Here is a 16042-nt window from a genome sequence, read left to right on the forward strand (position 1 = left end):
AATAGAATGTTCGTGATCGGTGTTATTCATGCACTCTTTGCCATTGGTGGCTGGCTGATTGTCCCGGAGCCGAAAACACCTTGACCACTACATGTTCAATACGATGTCGATCCAGCTCTGCCTTATCTTTAATCAATTCATTAACAAACCAACGTGATAACTCTTCAACGGTAATATTCGTTACAGGCAATAAAGTCACATCTTCTTTAAGAAAAGGAATTTTTTTGTGGTTAAACGTAAAATAATAATATTCTTCATCTTCAGCATACTCCAGAAAAGGAGAAAACTGCGGCATCAGAAACGTTTGATTTAAATAACGACATAATTTATGAATACGTTCTTTGTAGTAACGATAGTCAAAAGTCATCCCATTTTCTTCAACCCAAGTGGTGAGTGCCAAATAAACTCCATACATATGACCGTGCAATGGTTCTCTTTCAGTTGCCGAGAAAATGGTTGTATGGCCAGCAGAAAATTTCATGGATTCTTTTTGTAATTCCACTGTGGTTAGGTATCTTTTTATCTTCATAAACTCACTCGTTTATCATTTAATAGAAATCCATTTAAGGAAACTTCTACATTCTTACTTAATGCGATTACTTTAAATAACTCCCCCATTTCACTCGGAAGGGTAAGCTGTTTTATCGCTTGTTTTGCTCGTACTTGATCCAATTCATTATCCAAAGTATTTAATAAGCTTAGCAAACCGTTAGCCAGCAAAAAAGAGGCTTGATTGGTAAAACCCGCAATATGAAAACCCACTTGTTGTCCAGCTTCTGCTACATGCGTAAAATCCACATGCGCCGTAATGTCTTGCTCTCCTGGATGCAATAAAGGATCCGGATGGCTGCGATGTTGGTAATGACACATCAATGTTCCTTGATTACGATCTGGATGGTAATACTCATGGCGGGGAAATCCGTAATCAATTAAAAACACCACCCCTTGCTTTAACATCTGATAAATATTCAAAATCCAATCATCAATAAAAAGATTCACTTCAGAGAGATAAGGCGCATCAGGCAAGGATAATCTGTTCTTTATATAATCCAACAAGCGTTGATTATGGCAGGGCTCGAACCGTTCCGTTAATTGTTGCTGCTCATTCAAAGCAACATAACTTTCCATAATACCCTTTTCGGTTTTCATAAAACGATGAACTGGCATCGCATCCAGGACTTCATTAGCCAACACCACCCCATTAAAAGGAACTTTCGGCCAACGATCAAGCCAGATAACTAAATGGGCTAAATGGGGAATTTTTTGTGCTATAAGTTCGCGTTGGCGATGCTGTAAATTGGCACTGACTTCCAAAATGTAATATGCTGCTGGCAAAGAATTTTGCTCTTCCAGCTGTTCTAAAACAGCGACACAAAGAGCCCCTGAACCCGCACCAAATTCGAATATAACAGGAGACTCCAGCGTCATGAGCACCTGTTGGCATTGATTCGCTAATGTTTTACCAAATAAGGGAGTCAACTCAGGAGCGGTAATAAAATCACCCTGTTTCCCTAATTTTTGTAACCCAGAACTGTAATATCCTTCACCAGGAGCGTACAATGCACACTGCATGAATTCCACAAAGGGAATCGACTGGCGTTCAGCCAGTAGTGTATGTAAAGTTTGTAATATACTCATAGTCAGTCATTTAAAAAATTGTAGATAAAAACCTGGGCAACCCCGCCATTAGCAAATTATTCCCTTCTCCCCTTGGGGGGAAAAGGTGCCCGTGAGGACGGATGAGGGCCTCGTCCCGGCCCCTCTCCCGCAAGTAGGAGAGGGGATTCTTTTTAATAGGCAAAACCCAGGATAATCTAAAAAATAGGGAAAATACATTGAATCCGACAAACAAACAAGAAGCAAAGGTTGCTTTAGTCACTGGTGGAGCACGTCGTATTGGTGCCGCAACAGTCAAAACCCTGCATGCAGCAGGATACAAAACAATCATTCATTGCCATCATTCATTGCAAGAGGCTCATTCTCTAGCAGCAGGTTTAAATGAGCAACGACCAAATAGCGCCTTTGTTTTACAAAGAGAAATAACCGAATCGGGTGCCGCAGAAGAGATCATTACCTCCATACAAGATTGGACCAGTCGTTTGGATTTATTAGTCAATAATGCCTCCGTTTTCATCCGTACTGAATTTACTGCATTTGTTGAAAGCGATTGGGATGCTCTTTTTAATGTCCATGTTAAGGCACCTTTTTTACTGAGCCTTGCAGCGCGTCCATTGCTGGCGAAACACTCTGGAGCCATTATCAACATAACGGATACCCATGCAGAAAAACCACTGAAAGGGTACTCGGTGTATTGTCAAAGCAAAGCAGCCTTGGAAATGCAAACGAAGAGCTTGGCCCGCGAATTTGCTCCCGAAATCAGGGTCAATGCCATTGCTCCAGGCGCAACCGCCTGGCCTGAAAATTTCAATACGCTCACTCCAGAAAGAAAAGAAGAAATTATTGCGAAAACACCATTAAAAAAACATGGAGATCCAGAATATATTGCTCAGGCCATTTTAGCTTTGGCTGAAAATCCCTACATCACCGGACAGATACTTAAAGTGGATGGCGGGAGAAGCTTGCGAGGCTAAATAAATTATTATCTAATTGCTTAATCAAGAAACTTATTAAATAATAAGTAAAAAACACAAGGAGATCGTGACTTTATGAAAAAAATAGGAACTTTTCTATTTATTGCCTTAAATACCAGTTTGCTACATGCTGGGGCTATGGGGGTAATAAAACCCTCTTGCGAGACTGATGATGTAACCGTTCCCTGTCCATGCAATGCATGGGAAATCGGTATTAGCGCTTTATATCTACAGCCAAACACCAATTCAGACCTGCTCAATCCTGCATTGACTGTAAAACATTTCCAAACGGATGGCACAATTACCCAAACGTCCAATACCATTAAATCCTCTTGGGATTGGGGGTTTTTGCTGGAAGGAGGCTATCATTTTAACACAGGAAATGACCTTAATTTAAATTGGTTGCACTTTAGAGGAAATCATTCCAGTAGTGTTCTTACCTTCATTAATGAAAACCCAGCGGTAAACCCATTTATAGCAGATAATACTACTCAATTGAGATTTGACACTTATTTTGATGCGGTCAATCTTGAATTGGCACAAAGCAGCTCCTTCGGTGAAAATACAGACATTCGTTTTTATGGCGGAGGACAATATGTCAACTCCAAGATTAAACGTGCAGAGTATGATTTTGAAAATGTCATTTTCTTCCCACCTAATACTCTCTTTCAAGAATCAGTAGCGCATACAAAATTCCAAGGTGCAGGCCCTCGAGTGGGAATAGACATGGCTCATAAACTGAACCATGGTTTTGCTGTATTTGCTCAAAGTGCTACAGCCATACTCCTTGGCGAAAGAAAAGCAAAATTATCGGGGGCAAATATAAGCGGACCCAATGCTTTTCCTTTTAGCGCGCAAGCCAAAGGCACCCATATCGTTCCCGAATTGGAAGCAAAATTAGGCTTAAGCTATCAATGGGGCAGCTGCATTAGCGGACAACTTACCTTAATGGGCGGTTGGATGTGGCAACATTATTTTGATATGTTTCTTCTTCCTCCCGGAGGAAACTCTAATCCTGCAACTGTTGTAACCCAGAATGATTTCTCTCTGGATGGTCCTTTTATCAAAGCAAAATGGCTTTCTTGATGTTAAAATCCTTTGCACTGGGTACTACCCTTATCCAATCATGTGCCGCGGGTTATCCGCGGCATCCATGAAAGTAGATCCAAAATGGCTTTCACAGAAAAGCCTCAGCACATAGGCAAGGGGGGGAGTGATTACGTCGCGTCTTCATAAAATAGTAGGAGCCCTATTTTTCCTCCTGCTGATCGCATCGTTTTTGTTTAAAGGAACAAGCGATTATTCTATTTTACTGATTAGCTACAGCTTGATGTTCGTAGTTCTAGTCCGTTCTATTTCTTTTCATTGGCCTTCAAAATCAATTCAAACGTCCACCCTAACATTTTTGCTGGCTATCTGGCTTGCCTGGACAACTATCCCGCCGCTGCTGGGCTGGGTTCCGAATACCGCTTTTTTCGGCATTTTCCAGTGTACGGCCTGGATATTTGGATTTTTTTTAATGGCTCAAAATCCTCTTACTGAATGGTTATGGCAAAATTTGCTGAGGATACTCTGGGTATTGGGTTTAATCTGTGCGGTGTATGCGCTTATGCAACTCTTGGTTAGAAATGCAATGCCTACTGGATTTTTTGCAAGTAAAAACACTGCTGCAGCCTTTTTAATGATGGTTAACCTATTATTAATGGGAAAATTCTTTAGCTTAAATCATCCTGAATTTATTGACATAACTCCATCCAAAGTACCCAAGATACTTCATAAAACGTCTCTTTTAATCAGTATTTACATGATTACCTTTGCTTTATTCGCGGCATTAAGCCGCGGTGTGATCCTTTGTTTTATTTTCTTCACTGTACTGGAAATTGCTTTGTCTCGTCAGGCGATAAAAATAAAAACGATTTATCAATTATCCGCAGTCCTGGTTCTGGCTTTAATTACTTTGTATCTCTTGGCGCAACCTGCCATACATCATCGGCTGGATTTACTTGCTCATGAGAAATCACGTCTTGTTATTTGGCAAGGTGCATGGCACTTATGGCAAATAACCCCTTGGTACGGTTTAGGTATTTTCAATTTTAAACAGTACTATCCGGCATTTAGTTTACCCGGTGATGGCTCAAATCTCGAATACGCGCACAATGACTTTTTACAATTATTAATTGAAACAGGAGTTCCTGGTGTTGTTATTCTTATTGGTGTGATGGTAATTTTCATTGTTTATTTAAGCCGCTACTTAAAAAAGCAACATAAAAATCCCATAACCTGTATCCAAGCTATGGCTTGTTTTGCCGCATTAGGTGCTTTAATTTGCCATAGTATTATTGATTTCAACTTCTACGTATTTCCCATGAATCTCCTCATGGGATGTTGTTTAGGATATCTTTATTATTTCTTTAAGAAAGAAGGCTGTGTCCGAATTTATTTATTGTCAGCTGGAAAAAGTATTTGGATTCTACAAAGCAGTCTAATGATATTTCTTTTACTTTTAAGCAGTTACTTTATCCGTTTTTTAATCCTAGAACACTATATAGGGAAAACGGAGACTGCACTTCAGGAAAAACAATTTCATCATGCAGTTCATCACAGCAACCAGGCTTTAAAGTCATTTCATTTTGTGGAAATTCAAAGTCTGCAAATCGATGCGTACCTCCAATTGATCCAGAATGCAACATCAGAGCACCTACGTCATTATTGGACAGAAAAAGCGGTAACTGCCATTAATCATGCAATCGCGATGAATCCCTACTTTGCCCGTTCCTATTTTCAAATGGCTTTGTTACAAAGCTTAGTCTTTAATGAGCCCCGAGAGGCAAAAGAATATTTTCTTAAGGCGCTAAAAAATAATCCACATTTTTGTTTGGCTCGACTTACTTTTGCCCGCTTCTTAATAGAGGAAAAAGAACTGCAGCCCGCCCAGCAAGTTTTGGAAGCTGGTCTTCATTATCCTATTCCTCCGGATTATATAGAGCTTTATCTCAATTATCTGGCTAAACTTCGTTTTGAAAACGGTGATCAGCAAGGAGCCCAAAAAGTAGCCGAACGATTACAACATCTGCATGTTTATCAACAAGATTATAGTGATCTAATCTAAGTTTTCTTCAAATGTTCCATCTAAAAATTGAATGAACAAAAAGCATTTTTCTGGAGACCATCAAATAATTACTGGATCTGTGGTAAATACAGCAAAGAATTGATGTATTTTTTCAAGAGAGTCCAATTGATAAAAACGTTGCAGCAATGACGCATCAAACATTGACCCAAAATAGTAACGTACTAAAGATTTACTTTGCAAAATTGCTTTATATTCATTTTCTAATGCAGCCAGACCCTGTAAGTGATCCATAAATAAATTAATTTTTTCCTCGAGGTTCACAACCCCATGGGATTGTTGCAGTAGCTGCTGATAAAGCCAAGGCTTGCCAGTTCCAGCGCGCGATATCATATACGCATCACAACCACTTACTTCGATTGCTCTTTGTAAACTGGTAACATCGTGAATATCGCCATTTGCAATCACAGGAATGGTAATACCTTGTTTGATTTGCGCGATTTGCTGTAAATCAGAGGCCACATCGTAGTCATCAATCCAACGCCGCCCATGCACAATCAATGCATCCGCTCCCGCTTCTTCAATTTTCTTTGCCAGAACAAGATCCTGTTTATTGCCTTGTATGCGAATTTTAATCGTTAAAGGAATAGTAATTACAGCGCGAACTTCTTTTATAATTTGAACCAATTGCTCTGGAACTTCCAGCAAGGCACTTCCCGCCCCCTTTTTTCGTATTTTAGGTTTAGGGCATCCACAATTTATATCAATGATGTCGGCGCCATTGAGCTGCAACAGTTGCGCTGCTTGTGCCAGAATGTGCGAATCGGTCCCTGCAATTTGATAAGCAAGAATCTGTTCCTGCGGCGCTCGGTAAATATAACGGGAGTTTGCCGTGTGTTTATACAGGATATCCGTGGCAGAACTCATTTCAGTAACACAATATGCAGGTGACGCATATCGATTAAACAAGACTCTGAATGGTGCACAACTATAACCAGCCAAAGGACCTTGAATTAATCGATTGGCTAGAGTCAAAGAACCCAATTTCAAAGAACTATTAAGAAAAGCGTGCATCAATTTATTTCATGGATATAATGAGGGCCTATTTTAACATACTTGAACCTAAAAAAAGCAGTTAAAATCTGCTGCGCAAGCTAAAGGTACCGAATTAAACAGGAACAGCTTTTTATGGACAAACGTTACTTATCCCCTTTGGAAATGCTCAATATTGCAACACAACACGCCTATGCTGCAGATTATCTGTTACAACAAATTACCGATTGGACCTTTCGACAAGCCGATCCACTTGCCGTATTAACCCCCGTCACTTCGCTGATGTACCAAGCGTTTCAACTGACATTAAAAGCGTATTGTTTGCATGAACACCGTCCAGTTAAAGAGCACAAGAAACTTATGGAACTGGTTGAATTAAATAGCCATTTGGGTTTTTCTCGCCAAGAGCTCGTTTTATTAAAGACTCTAGCAAAGCAACAGGTTTTTCTTAAGGGAACGGATTACGATTTATGGGAAAATCAACAACAGCTCCATGTTTTTTGTGAAGAAATTCTTTCGCTATATCAAAAGCTACAAACGATGATGCCACTAGAGCTTCATCCTGATTACCAGCAATAATCAATACTGTGGCCTGGGTGAAGCGAGACGTAGCCTCAGGTTTCTGACATCATCCTGAGTGCAGCGGCCATCACCCCACAAAAGCCTCCTCATCCCTCGAGATGCTCGGGCTGACGAGAACTCAGTTGTTCTCCCCCACTTGGCAGCGCGTACAATTCACGTTAGGATAAGTTCTCTTAATTTTATTCTTCGATGTTTTTCATATTTAAGGTAGAAATTATGGCGCAGGTAGAAGACAATAAAACTGGAAATGCTGTGCAGCACCAAATATTACAGTTAAGTCATCGCTTAAATTCGCAAATTTTAGGCCAAAATGAATTAATCTCACGTTTGCTCATTGCCTTACTTGCTGATGGCCATTTACTCGTGGAAGGCGCCCCCGGATTGGCAAAGACCCGGGCGGTTAAAGAGTTATCTGATGGGGTTGAAGGTAATTTTCATCGCATCCAATTTACCCCTGATTTATTACCTGGCGATTTAACCGGTACGGATGTATATCATCCACAAAATGGTTCTTTTGTATTTCAACCAGGGCCTATATTCCATCATTTGCTTTTAGCAGATGAAATTAACCGTGCCCCAGCAAAAGTACAATCGGCCTTACTTGAAGCAATGGCTGAAAGACAAGTTACTATCGGAGGCAAGACCTATCCACTGCCTGAATTATTTTTAGTTATGGCAACCCAAAACCCCATTGAGCAGGAAGGAACATATCCTTTGCCTGAAGCCCAATTGGACCGATTTTTGATGTACGTAAAAATTAGTTATCCTGATGCCAAAGTAGAGCACGATATATTGGCCTTATCACGCAAAGAAGCCCTAGGCGCTACAATGGCCACCAAACCACCCTCATCAGAGAAATTGTCACAAAAAACATTATTTGAAGCACGGAAACAAGTACTTAATGTGCATACAAGCGAAGCATTGGAAAACTATCTAGTGCAATTAGTGGTCGCAACACGTAATCCAGGTATATACAGTGAAGAACTAGGCCGTTGGTTGCGTTTTGGTGCCAGCCCGCGCGCCACCATTGCTTTGGACCGCTGTTCCAAAGCTCATGCCTGGCTTTCTGGTAGAGATTATGTCACTCCAGATGACATTCATGTCATTGCGCATGATGTATTACGACATCGAATTTTGTTAAGTTTTGAAGCTGAGGCGGAAGGAATCCACAGCGATGATTTTATTGACTCTTTATTACGTTTAGTTGCTGTTCCGTAGCTTGGGGTTTAGGACACTACCATTAAGTTCCCTCCTCCCCATGCTTGGGCTGGCCCAACAAATTGATAGCCTTGAATTTGGTGGGTTCAACCCCCATTTACACAGCATTTGAGGTACATGAGGTTTTTATGGCTAATGGCGTTATTGCAGAATTAAATGAGTTAATTGATTTAAGGCGTTACGTGCAATCCGTTCATTATCACCCGGAGGGTAAAGCAATACGCTCCGGCAATCATTTATCCAAATTACGTGGTCGTGGCATGGATTTTGCCGAAGTTAGGAATTATCAGGCAGGTGATGAAATACGCCATATGGAGTGGCGCGTTACTGCACGTACCGGTAGGCCGCATGTCAAAATTTATCAAGAAGAGCGTGAAAGGCCAGTGGTCATTCTCACCGATTTTAATCCTTCAATGATTTTCGGTACTCGCATTGCGTTTAAATCAGTGATTGCTGCCCGATTAGCGGCGCTTCTTGCTTGGACAGTAATCAAGGAAGGCGATAGAGTAGGTGGTGTATTCTTCTCAGCCACTGATCACAGTGAATTTACTCCTCGCAGTCGTGATATGGGTGTATTGCCTTTGTTAGCCTCTTTGAGTCGATATACTGATCAGAGCGAAGAACAAAGAGAAGCCAAACCTAGGTTGCTTAGTGATGCATTAGCACGCTTACGGCGCGTGGTGAGACCAGGGAGTATTCTGGTTCTGATCAGTGATTTTTACTCGATGGACAGTGAATGTGAAAAGCATTTAAATCGATTACGCTATCATAATGACATCTTAGCCTATCATATTTGTGATCGAGTGGAGCTTTCTCCACCCAAACCACAGCAATATGCGATGACGAATGGACAGCAAGAAATAATACTTGATACCAGCTTACATTCAGTGAACACCGCTTATGAGCAATATTGTCAACAGCGCCTAGAGCATTTGCAAAATCAATTACGACGCTTGTGCATTCAGTATGTACAGGTTACAGCAGATGTTAATTTAGCACAGATGGTACGTCAAACGTTTCCCAGGAGGTCTCGTGGCTAACACTGATCCCTTGGCACAGTTAAAAGACATCCATCTTCCTACTCCGATTGGTTGGTGGCCATTGGCTCCTGGATGGTATATTCTGATGGGACTCATTTTATTTATAGCAATCCTACTCGCTTATAGTGCTTATAAAAGACATCGTCATGCATTGGCTAAGAAACACGCTTTGCTTTTGTTACATGAATATCTAAAAAACTATGAAAAAGAACAGAATAGCTCGTTGGCCAGCGCCCATATTTCAGAATTGTTACGCCGAGTCGCTCTTGTCTATTATCCAAGGGAACGTGTTGCCAGTTTGCATGGGGAAGAATGGCTTAAATTTTTAAATGAAACCAGCAAAGGACTTGATTTTTATGTGGTGAAAGAGATGTTGTTAGATGCTCCATTTAAAACAGGGGAAACCATGGATCTCAAACCCTTGTTCACCACCGCACAACTCTGGATTAAACAAAGGAGAGTGCCATGTTCGAATTAGCCAATCCTTGGGTTTTAATCTTGTTACCTTTACCCTTACTTTTTTGGTTTTTAATACCAAGAGCCAGAGTACAATTGCCGGCTGCGTTGAAAGTCCCTTTTTTTGCTGATATGGTTCTCATCGCCGATCAAGAGAGACGCTCTGTTTCAGCACAATATTCACTGATAATTCCAGCTATGGTGTGGTTATTATTGGTTATTGCTTTAGCAGGCCCCCGTTGGATTGGTGCTCCCAAACCCATTGCGCGTGAAGGTTTTAACATCATGCTGGCTTTAGATTTATCTGGCAGTATGGAAATTCCTGATATGCTCCTCTATGGACGACCTGTAAGTCGTTTAAGCGTAGTAAAAAGTGCTGCGGAGCAATTCGTACGCGATCGGTCAGGAGACAAAATTGGCCTGATCCTCTTCGGAACGCGCGCTTACTTGCAGACACCACTTACTTATGACCGACATACCATTCTTTTACGTCTTGAAGATGCCACCGCTGGCCTTGCAGGGAAAACCACCTCCATTGGCGATGCCGTTGGTCTTGCTGTAAAACGGTTGGATGATGTCCCCAAAAAAGGAAGAATTCTGATTTTATTGACTGACGGAGCAAATAATTCCGGCATACTTGCCCCACTAAAAGCAGCTGAACTCGCTAAAGAAGAAGGAATTAAAATCTACACCATAGGCTTAGGATCTGAAGCAGATTCAAGAGCCTTAGTGGGTGATTTTATAATGCAAAATGCTTCCGCAGATTTGGATGAAGAGACCTTACAAAAAATGTCTGACATGACTGGGGGGCGTTATTTCCGCGCTACGGATACAGAAACATTACATTCTATTTATAAAACAATTAACGAGTTGGAAACCGTAAGTCAGGAACAAGCCACTGTGCGACCACAAAAAGAATATTATCCATGGTGTGTTGGTATGGCATTATTACTTTGTTTCTCTTGGCTAATTAGCAAAGCAGGCCTGAACTTGAGCGTAAACTCTGTGGTATCAAGTCGGGGGGCATTAAAATCATGAGTGCAGATTTTCATTTTTTAAGGCCTTGGTGGCTTTTAATGATTTTGCCTTTATTAGGATTGATTTTCGTTTTATGGCGGCAAAAACCGAAGTTACATGCTTGGTCAGAAGTCTGTGATTCCCATTTACTGAGTCATCTGCTGCAGAAAAAAGGCCAAGGCCGACGGATGAGTTCTATGCTGTGTCTGTTTTTAAGTGTTCTCTTTATGATTTTGAGCATCGCCGGTCCTGTTTGGTATAAACTGCCCGTAGCAACCTATAAGCCCATACAACCTCGAGTCCTAGTTTTAGATATGTCAGAAAATATGATGGCTAACGATTTATCCCCCAACCGCTTAAGCCGAGCAAAATTTAAGTTGCATGATTTGTTTGCTCACAAAGAGGTAGGGCAATTCGGTCTTGTGGCCTTTACCGGTGAACCTTTTGTTGTTTCACCACTGACTGATGATGGCCAAACTATTTCATCCTTACTTTCTTCGCTAACCCCAGATATCATGCCCGTCACCGGACAGAATCTTGATAGTGCCTTGAATGAAGCCAGTAAACTTATCAAACAAGCGGGTTATAACCAAGGACAAATTTTGGTATTAACTGCAGATAGTCCCTCCGATGAGGCAATTGCTCTCGCAAAAAAATTAGCCGAATCGGGGATTTATTCTTCTATTATGCCCGTTAAAGCAGATAAAAATCTGAATCCCCTTTTTGGACGTTTTGCTGATGCAGGGGGAGGACAATTGGTACCATATACCCCAGACTCCCATGACTTAGAGCAATGGCTCAATTCGAGTAATAATAACGATTTTGTTTTAAGCCAAGACGATGACATACCCCTTTGGCGCGATGAAGGACGCTGGTTTTTAATTCCTGCTTTGTTGTTGCTTTTGCCTGTATTTCGACGTGGGTGGATACAGAGGATCGTTGTATGATGCGTTACTTTATTCTTTTATGCTGCTCATTTATGTCTTTAACGACCCATGCCTTTAGTTGGCAGGACTTATGGTCTACCGCGGATCAACAAGGACGAGACTTAATGGCAAAAAGTCAATTTAAACAAGCTAAAGAAACCTTTACACGCAATGATTGGGCTGCTGCTGCGGCATATCGAGCAGGCGATTACCAAAAGGCTGCTGAGTTGTATCAAGCATTAAAGAATGAACAAGGCTACTATAACCAAGGTAATGCTTTAGCGCATATGGGACAATATGAAGATGCAATTAAAGCTTATGATAAGGCATTAGCACTCAATTCAGCAGATCAAGACGCCCTTTATAACCGCAAGCTAGTTGAAGATCTTTTGAAGCAAGATAAAGAAAAGAAACAAAACCAAGATCAGCAAAACAAAGATCAGCAAAATAAGGATCAACAAAACCAAGATCAACAAAACAAGGATCAACAAAACAAGGATCAGCAAAACAAAGATCAACAAAACAAAGATCAACAAAACAAAGATCAACAAAACAAGGATCAGCAAAACAAGGATCAGCAAAACAAAGATCAACAAAACAAAGATCAACAAAACAAAGATCAACAAAACAAAGATCAGCAAAACAAGGATCAGCAAAACAAGGATCAGCAAAACAAGGATCAGCAAAACAAGGATCAGCAAAACAAGGATCAGCAAAACAAGGACCAGCAAAGCAAGGATCAGCAAAACAAGGATCAGCAAAACAAGGATCAGCAAAACAAAGAAAAGAATAACCCAAGCAACAGCGAAGCTCAGTCTGAAGCAGAGCGAGAAAAACAACAAGCAAAAGAACAGTGGTTACGTTTGATTCCAGATGATCCTGGTGGGTTAATGCGAGAAAAATTCTTACGTGATCATTTACGAAGGGAACGCGGATGGTATCAATGAGAAAATTAATAATTATTGGTTTTTTTTATTTATTCAGTACATTAGTTTATGCTGAAGTACAAGTGCAGGTTGAACCCTCTCAAATAAGTATCGATGATTCATTCAGATTAATTCTGACTCAAGATAATTTGCAAAATGGGGGTATTCCTGATCTAACTCCCTTACAAAAAGAATTTATGATCCTTGGCACCGAACGCCGCATGAATTATTCCATTATCAATGGGCAATCTCAATCATCCAGCGAATGGACCGTCACATTAAAACCACAAAAACAAGGTAAATTAACAATCCCAGGGATTAAAATAGGCAATGAATACACAAAACCATTAACAATTGATGTCACTTCAGGAACCGCTCAAAACAAACCTACTTCGGTTAGCCCCCAGCGAAATCAAGATCTTTATTTAACGACACAAGTTGATAAAAAAAATCCTTATTTAAACCAACAAATTATTTATAAGGTTACTTTATACAATTCCAAACATCTTTTAGATGCAGACTATCAAGGCCCTCAAGTAGAAAATGCCTTGATTGTTCCTTTAGGTGAAAACAGACGCTCTCAAATCCAAAAAAATGGAGTGACCTTTATTGTCGAAGAACAAAATTATGCTATTTTTCCTCAAAAAAGTGGCCCTCTAAAAATTAAATCCCCAGTTTTTACCGCTTTGATCTATGATTTTAATCCCGAACGAGTTAAGGCGACGGACAAAACGATTAGTCTCGATGTACAACCCATACCCAAAGAATTTTCAGGTAAAATATGGTTACCCGCGAAAGGAGTTAAATTATTCGAACACTATGAAAATTCCGCGCCAACCATCACTCAAGGCAACACATTAATTCGTAACGTCATTATTGAGGGCGTGGGTGTTCCTGCACAACTTTTACCTACGCCCAATTTTGCAGAAACAGATGGGGTTAGTGTTTACCCGGAGAAAGGTAAAGATAAAAATCGGGTAACGCAAGGAGAACTGATTGGCCGTACTGAGATTAAGATTACCTATTTATTCAATAAAGCAGGAAAAATAACAATCCCAGAATTAAAACTCCCTTGGTTCAATACAGAAACAGGAAAAGAAGAACTAGCCACCTTGCCTGCAAAAACACTTGAAGTTACCCCCTCGAATCCCGCCCCCGTCCCTGCAGCAAATACCAATCAACCTGCAGTAAGCAAAAATCAACCGATGACCCAACCTACCCAAAACACGGGGGGATCCACGTCATCAGCACCATTCAATTGGGCGTGGGTAGTGGCTGCACTTTTTGCTTTCGCCTGGCTACTTACTATAGCGCTATGGGCTTGGCAAAGACGGAATAAAAATGCGGGAAAGGGTCGATACAAAACAGCATTAAACGAACTTCATAAAGCCTGCGCGCAAGGAAATCCTCAACAGGCGCGTGATGCCTTATTAACATGGGCCAGAATGCATTGGCCTGATGCCCCCATATTGAATTTGACTGACTTAACACGTCTTACTGCCGATGCGCCTTTTAAAAAACAAGTGCAAATTCTGTCGCAAGTTTTGTACAAAAGTAAAGAAAAAGTCTTGTGGCGTGGGGATGAATTGTGGCGCAGTATCCAACAAATGAAAAAAAATAATGCAAGTAAACAAGAAAACAAAAATGACCTCCCACCTATTAATCCGTCTTGAAAAGTTCATTTTTAGAAGGATTCTTTGCCCACAATCTCTGACATACTGCACCTAATGTGCAGTATGAAAGCAGTGAAATTTTTTAGAATAGGCTAGCTTTTTATTGGATGACTCTCGCTCATGCGGATCAAGATCACTGGGGGCATAGTCATTTTGAACCTTCAAATGAGTGTATAGTGTGTACTCTTTGTCCCTCCTGGGTGCTCTCATTGGATTAAATTATTATGCTCCTCATCATTTTGCTCTTCTATACCATCTCTTTCTTCATCATCTTCATTCTTTTGAGACACCGGTTTAAATAGCGTTTCGGAAACAAGGGCATGTGCAGCGTGATCGGGTTGTGTTCCTGAATGACTGATTGGCTCACTCGCTACGGTGTGTTCTAATCGCTCTGCAATTTTTTCTATGCCTGCCATATCCTTTTTAACTCTTTTAGCCGAGCTATCAAATTCTGATTCGGTCAGAGCCTCTTTCACTCCTGGGTCCTCGTTCTCTTCTTTAGTAGGTTCAGATTTTCTAGTAAAATAATTTACTATTTTATTTGCAAGAGACTTGAACAAGGGAAAGGTCAGTCGTGCAACCGTATAGGCAATTGCCAAAGAAGCGGTCACCGCAAGTATTCCAAGTCCTGCGGGAGGAGCGATTAAACTGACTATTGCGCCAATTAGTGCTAGTGAAGCAAACGCGACGCCGGCTGATTTATCCCAAACAGCAGTTGTGCGCAACTTTTCTAATTTTTGCTCGCAGCTCACTTGATTGTTTAGTAATTCCTGTAATGAATTAAATTGTTCTTTAATGGTACTTCGTTCACTTTCAATTTTTGATTCTAGTGTCTTATATTCCTCTATTTTTCCATCTTCCTTCGCTTTTTTGGCATCTGCCTCTAATTGTTCTAAATAATCGATTAAAATCTTGAGCTGGTTTTTTTGGACCTCGATTTGTTCTTTTATATTGACCAACTTATCTTCCAGTTCATAACGTTTGTAATAAAGTTTGGTTAGCGTAATGAGACTCAGGCCCAATGCAGCGATTGAGGTAACCAAAGCAATAACAGGAGCTGCAGGAGGAAAAGCCAACGCAGTTATCGTAAGTCCCAAAATTACTGCCGCATACACAAAACGCGCATTACGCGACAATGTAAAGGGTACTTTTTGATTGGTTATATAAGCACCAAAATAAATAATCGGAACCACCACAAAATCAGTGATACTCGTCAGTAATTTAATAATTTGAAAACTTTCAGCCGCTGCACTTGTAGCATGATTTACAATGCCTTTTACCTCGACCAAATGATTAATTGTACTCCCGGCTCCCCCTAGAGAATCAATAAATTTACTTGCGAAGGGAAGCATTCGTAATATCGCTAAAGCAATCGATTTTTTGGACGCTTTAATGCCTTTCATAGAGTTTATTTTTTTTCTTAAATGCCCTACCGAATCCGCTTCTAGCTGTTCAAATGTTTCAATATCAGTCTTAAAAAACATTGCTTATCC

The 16042-nt window shown here is 40.6% G+C and carries 15 protein-coding genes; 10 read left to right on the forward strand and 5 right to left on the reverse strand.

Annotation, left to right across the window (positions count from 1 at the left end; all coding sequences use genetic code 11):
• Positions 1-22: 22 nt before the first annotated feature.
• Together ACF8MK_RS04365 and ACF8MK_RS04370 are read right to left on the reverse strand one after the other, a co-directional pair.
• Positions 23-529 (reverse strand): 6-pyruvoyl tetrahydropterin synthase family protein, encoded by a 507-nt coding sequence (locus ACF8MK_RS04365; RefSeq protein WP_392538333.1) that lies wholly within the window; start codon positions 527-529, stop codon positions 23-25.
• Positions 526-1638, reverse strand: coding sequence for a class I SAM-dependent methyltransferase (locus ACF8MK_RS04370; protein WP_392538334.1), 1113 nt, complete (start codon positions 1636-1638; stop codon positions 526-528). The genes ACF8MK_RS04365 and ACF8MK_RS04370 overlap by 4 nt, the downstream gene beginning before the upstream one ends.
• A gap of 197 nt (positions 1639-1835) precedes the next feature.
• Between ACF8MK_RS04370 and ACF8MK_RS04375 the strand changes: the two genes are divergently transcribed.
• The 3 genes from ACF8MK_RS04375 to ACF8MK_RS04385 all read left to right on the forward strand — a co-directional run bounded on the left by ACF8MK_RS04375 (position 1836) and on the right by ACF8MK_RS04385 (position 5700).
• Positions 1836-2591 carry a pteridine reductase gene (locus tag ACF8MK_RS04375; protein WP_392538335.1) on the forward strand — a complete coding sequence of 252 codons (756 nt, stop codon included), beginning with the start codon at positions 1836-1838 and terminating at the stop codon, positions 2589-2591.
• Between the two features lie 75 nt (positions 2592-2666).
• Positions 2667-3677, forward strand: a complete 1011-nt coding sequence (locus ACF8MK_RS04380) for an Lpg1974 family pore-forming outer membrane protein (protein ID WP_392538336.1) — start codon at positions 2667-2669, stop codon at positions 3675-3677.
• Between the two features lie 127 nt (positions 3678-3804).
• Positions 3805-5700 (forward strand): O-antigen ligase family protein, encoded by a 1896-nt coding sequence (locus tag ACF8MK_RS04385; protein WP_392538337.1) that lies wholly within the window; start codon positions 3805-3807, stop codon positions 5698-5700.
• 60 nt (positions 5701-5760) lie between these two features.
• On the opposite strand, the gene ACF8MK_RS04390 is transcribed toward ACF8MK_RS04385, so the two are convergent.
• Positions 5761-6732, reverse strand: a complete 972-nt coding sequence (locus ACF8MK_RS04390; protein WP_392538338.1) for a tRNA dihydrouridine synthase — start codon at positions 6730-6732, stop codon at positions 5761-5763.
• Positions 6733-6846: 114 nt separating this feature from the next.
• On the opposite strand from ACF8MK_RS04390, the gene ACF8MK_RS04395 reads away from it, so the two are divergent.
• The 6 genes from ACF8MK_RS04395 (at position 6847) to ACF8MK_RS04420 (ending at position 11971) form a co-directional block, all read left to right on the forward strand.
• Positions 6847-7290 (forward strand): hypothetical protein, encoded by a 444-nt coding sequence (locus tag ACF8MK_RS04395; protein ID WP_028382441.1) that lies wholly within the window; start codon positions 6847-6849, stop codon positions 7288-7290.
• Positions 7291-7509: 219 nt separating this feature from the next.
• Positions 7510-8511, forward strand: coding sequence for an AAA family ATPase (locus ACF8MK_RS04400; protein WP_392538339.1), 1002 nt, complete (start codon positions 7510-7512; stop codon positions 8509-8511).
• Between the two features lie 128 nt (positions 8512-8639).
• The gene (locus ACF8MK_RS04405) at positions 8640-9551 is read left to right on the forward strand and encodes a DUF58 domain-containing protein (RefSeq protein WP_392538340.1); all 912 of its coding nucleotides are present in this window, start codon (positions 8640-8642) and stop codon (positions 9549-9551) included.
• On the forward strand, positions 9544-10029 hold the full coding sequence (locus ACF8MK_RS04410) for a DUF4381 domain-containing protein (protein WP_392538341.1): 486 nt from the start codon (positions 9544-9546) through the stop codon (positions 10027-10029). Before ACF8MK_RS04405 ends, ACF8MK_RS04410 begins: the two co-directional genes overlap by 8 nt.
• A complete protein-coding gene (locus ACF8MK_RS04415; RefSeq protein WP_392538342.1) occupies positions 10017-11045 on the forward strand; it encodes a vWA domain-containing protein in 1029 nt (342 codons plus the stop codon). Before ACF8MK_RS04410 ends, ACF8MK_RS04415 begins: the two co-directional genes overlap by 13 nt.
• A complete protein-coding gene (locus ACF8MK_RS04420; RefSeq protein ID WP_392538343.1) occupies positions 11042-11971 on the forward strand; it encodes a VWA domain-containing protein in 930 nt (309 codons plus the stop codon). The genes ACF8MK_RS04415 and ACF8MK_RS04420 overlap by 4 nt, the downstream gene beginning before the upstream one ends.
• Positions 11972-12286: 315 nt before the next feature.
• Here the strand turns inward: ACF8MK_RS04420 and ACF8MK_RS04425 are convergent, their stop codons facing one another.
• Positions 12287-12796, reverse strand: a complete 510-nt coding sequence (locus ACF8MK_RS04425) for a Cys-every-fifth RiPP peptide CefA (protein ID WP_392538919.1) — start codon at positions 12794-12796, stop codon at positions 12287-12289.
• Positions 12797-12893: 97 nt separating this feature from the next.
• On the opposite strand from ACF8MK_RS04425, the gene ACF8MK_RS04430 reads away from it, so the two are divergent.
• Positions 12894-14549 carry a BatD family protein gene (locus tag ACF8MK_RS04430; RefSeq protein WP_392538344.1) on the forward strand — a complete coding sequence of 552 codons (1656 nt, stop codon included), beginning with the start codon at positions 12894-12896 and terminating at the stop codon, positions 14547-14549.
• Positions 14550-14755: 206 nt separating this feature from the next.
• Here the strand turns inward: ACF8MK_RS04430 and ACF8MK_RS04435 are convergent, their stop codons facing one another.
• The gene (locus tag ACF8MK_RS04435) at positions 14756-16033 is read right to left on the reverse strand and encodes a hypothetical protein (protein WP_392538345.1); all 1278 of its coding nucleotides are present in this window, start codon (positions 16031-16033) and stop codon (positions 14756-14758) included.
• Positions 16034-16042 lie beyond the last annotated feature (9 nt).

The sequence above is a fragment of the Legionella sp. 227 genome (genome assembly GCF_043161935.1).
Classification (GTDB): Bacteria; Pseudomonadota; Gammaproteobacteria; order Legionellales; family Legionellaceae; genus Legionella; species Legionella sheltonii.

Coding starts and splice junctions, on each gene's coding strand:
- ACF8MK_RS04420 (WP_392538343.1), top strand. CDS start 11,042: ATGAGTGCAGATTTTCATTTTTTAAGGCCTTGGTGGCTTTTAATGATT.
- ACF8MK_RS04395 (WP_028382441.1), top strand. CDS start 6,847: ATGGACAAACGTTACTTATCCCCTTTGGAAATGCTCAATATTGCAACA.
- ACF8MK_RS04365 (WP_392538333.1), bottom strand. CDS start 529: ATGAAGATAAAAAGATACCTAACCACAGTGGAATTACAAAAAGAATCC.
- ACF8MK_RS04435 (WP_392538345.1), bottom strand. CDS start 16,033: ATGTTTTTTAAGACTGATATTGAAACATTTGAACAGCTAGAAGCGGAT.
- ACF8MK_RS04380 (WP_392538336.1), top strand. CDS start 2,667: ATGAAAAAAATAGGAACTTTTCTATTTATTGCCTTAAATACCAGTTTG.
- ACF8MK_RS04370 (WP_392538334.1), bottom strand. CDS start 1,638: ATGAGTATATTACAAACTTTACATACACTACTGGCTGAACGCCAGTCG.
- ACF8MK_RS04400 (WP_392538339.1), top strand. CDS start 7,510: ATGGCGCAGGTAGAAGACAATAAAACTGGAAATGCTGTGCAGCACCAA.
- ACF8MK_RS04390 (WP_392538338.1), bottom strand. CDS start 6,732: ATGCACGCTTTTCTTAATAGTTCTTTGAAATTGGGTTCTTTGACTCTA.
- ACF8MK_RS04415 (WP_392538342.1), top strand. CDS start 10,017: ATGTTCGAATTAGCCAATCCTTGGGTTTTAATCTTGTTACCTTTACCC.
- ACF8MK_RS04430 (WP_392538344.1), top strand. CDS start 12,894: ATGAGAAAATTAATAATTATTGGTTTTTTTTATTTATTCAGTACATTA.
- ACF8MK_RS04405 (WP_392538340.1), top strand. CDS start 8,640: ATGGCTAATGGCGTTATTGCAGAATTAAATGAGTTAATTGATTTAAGG.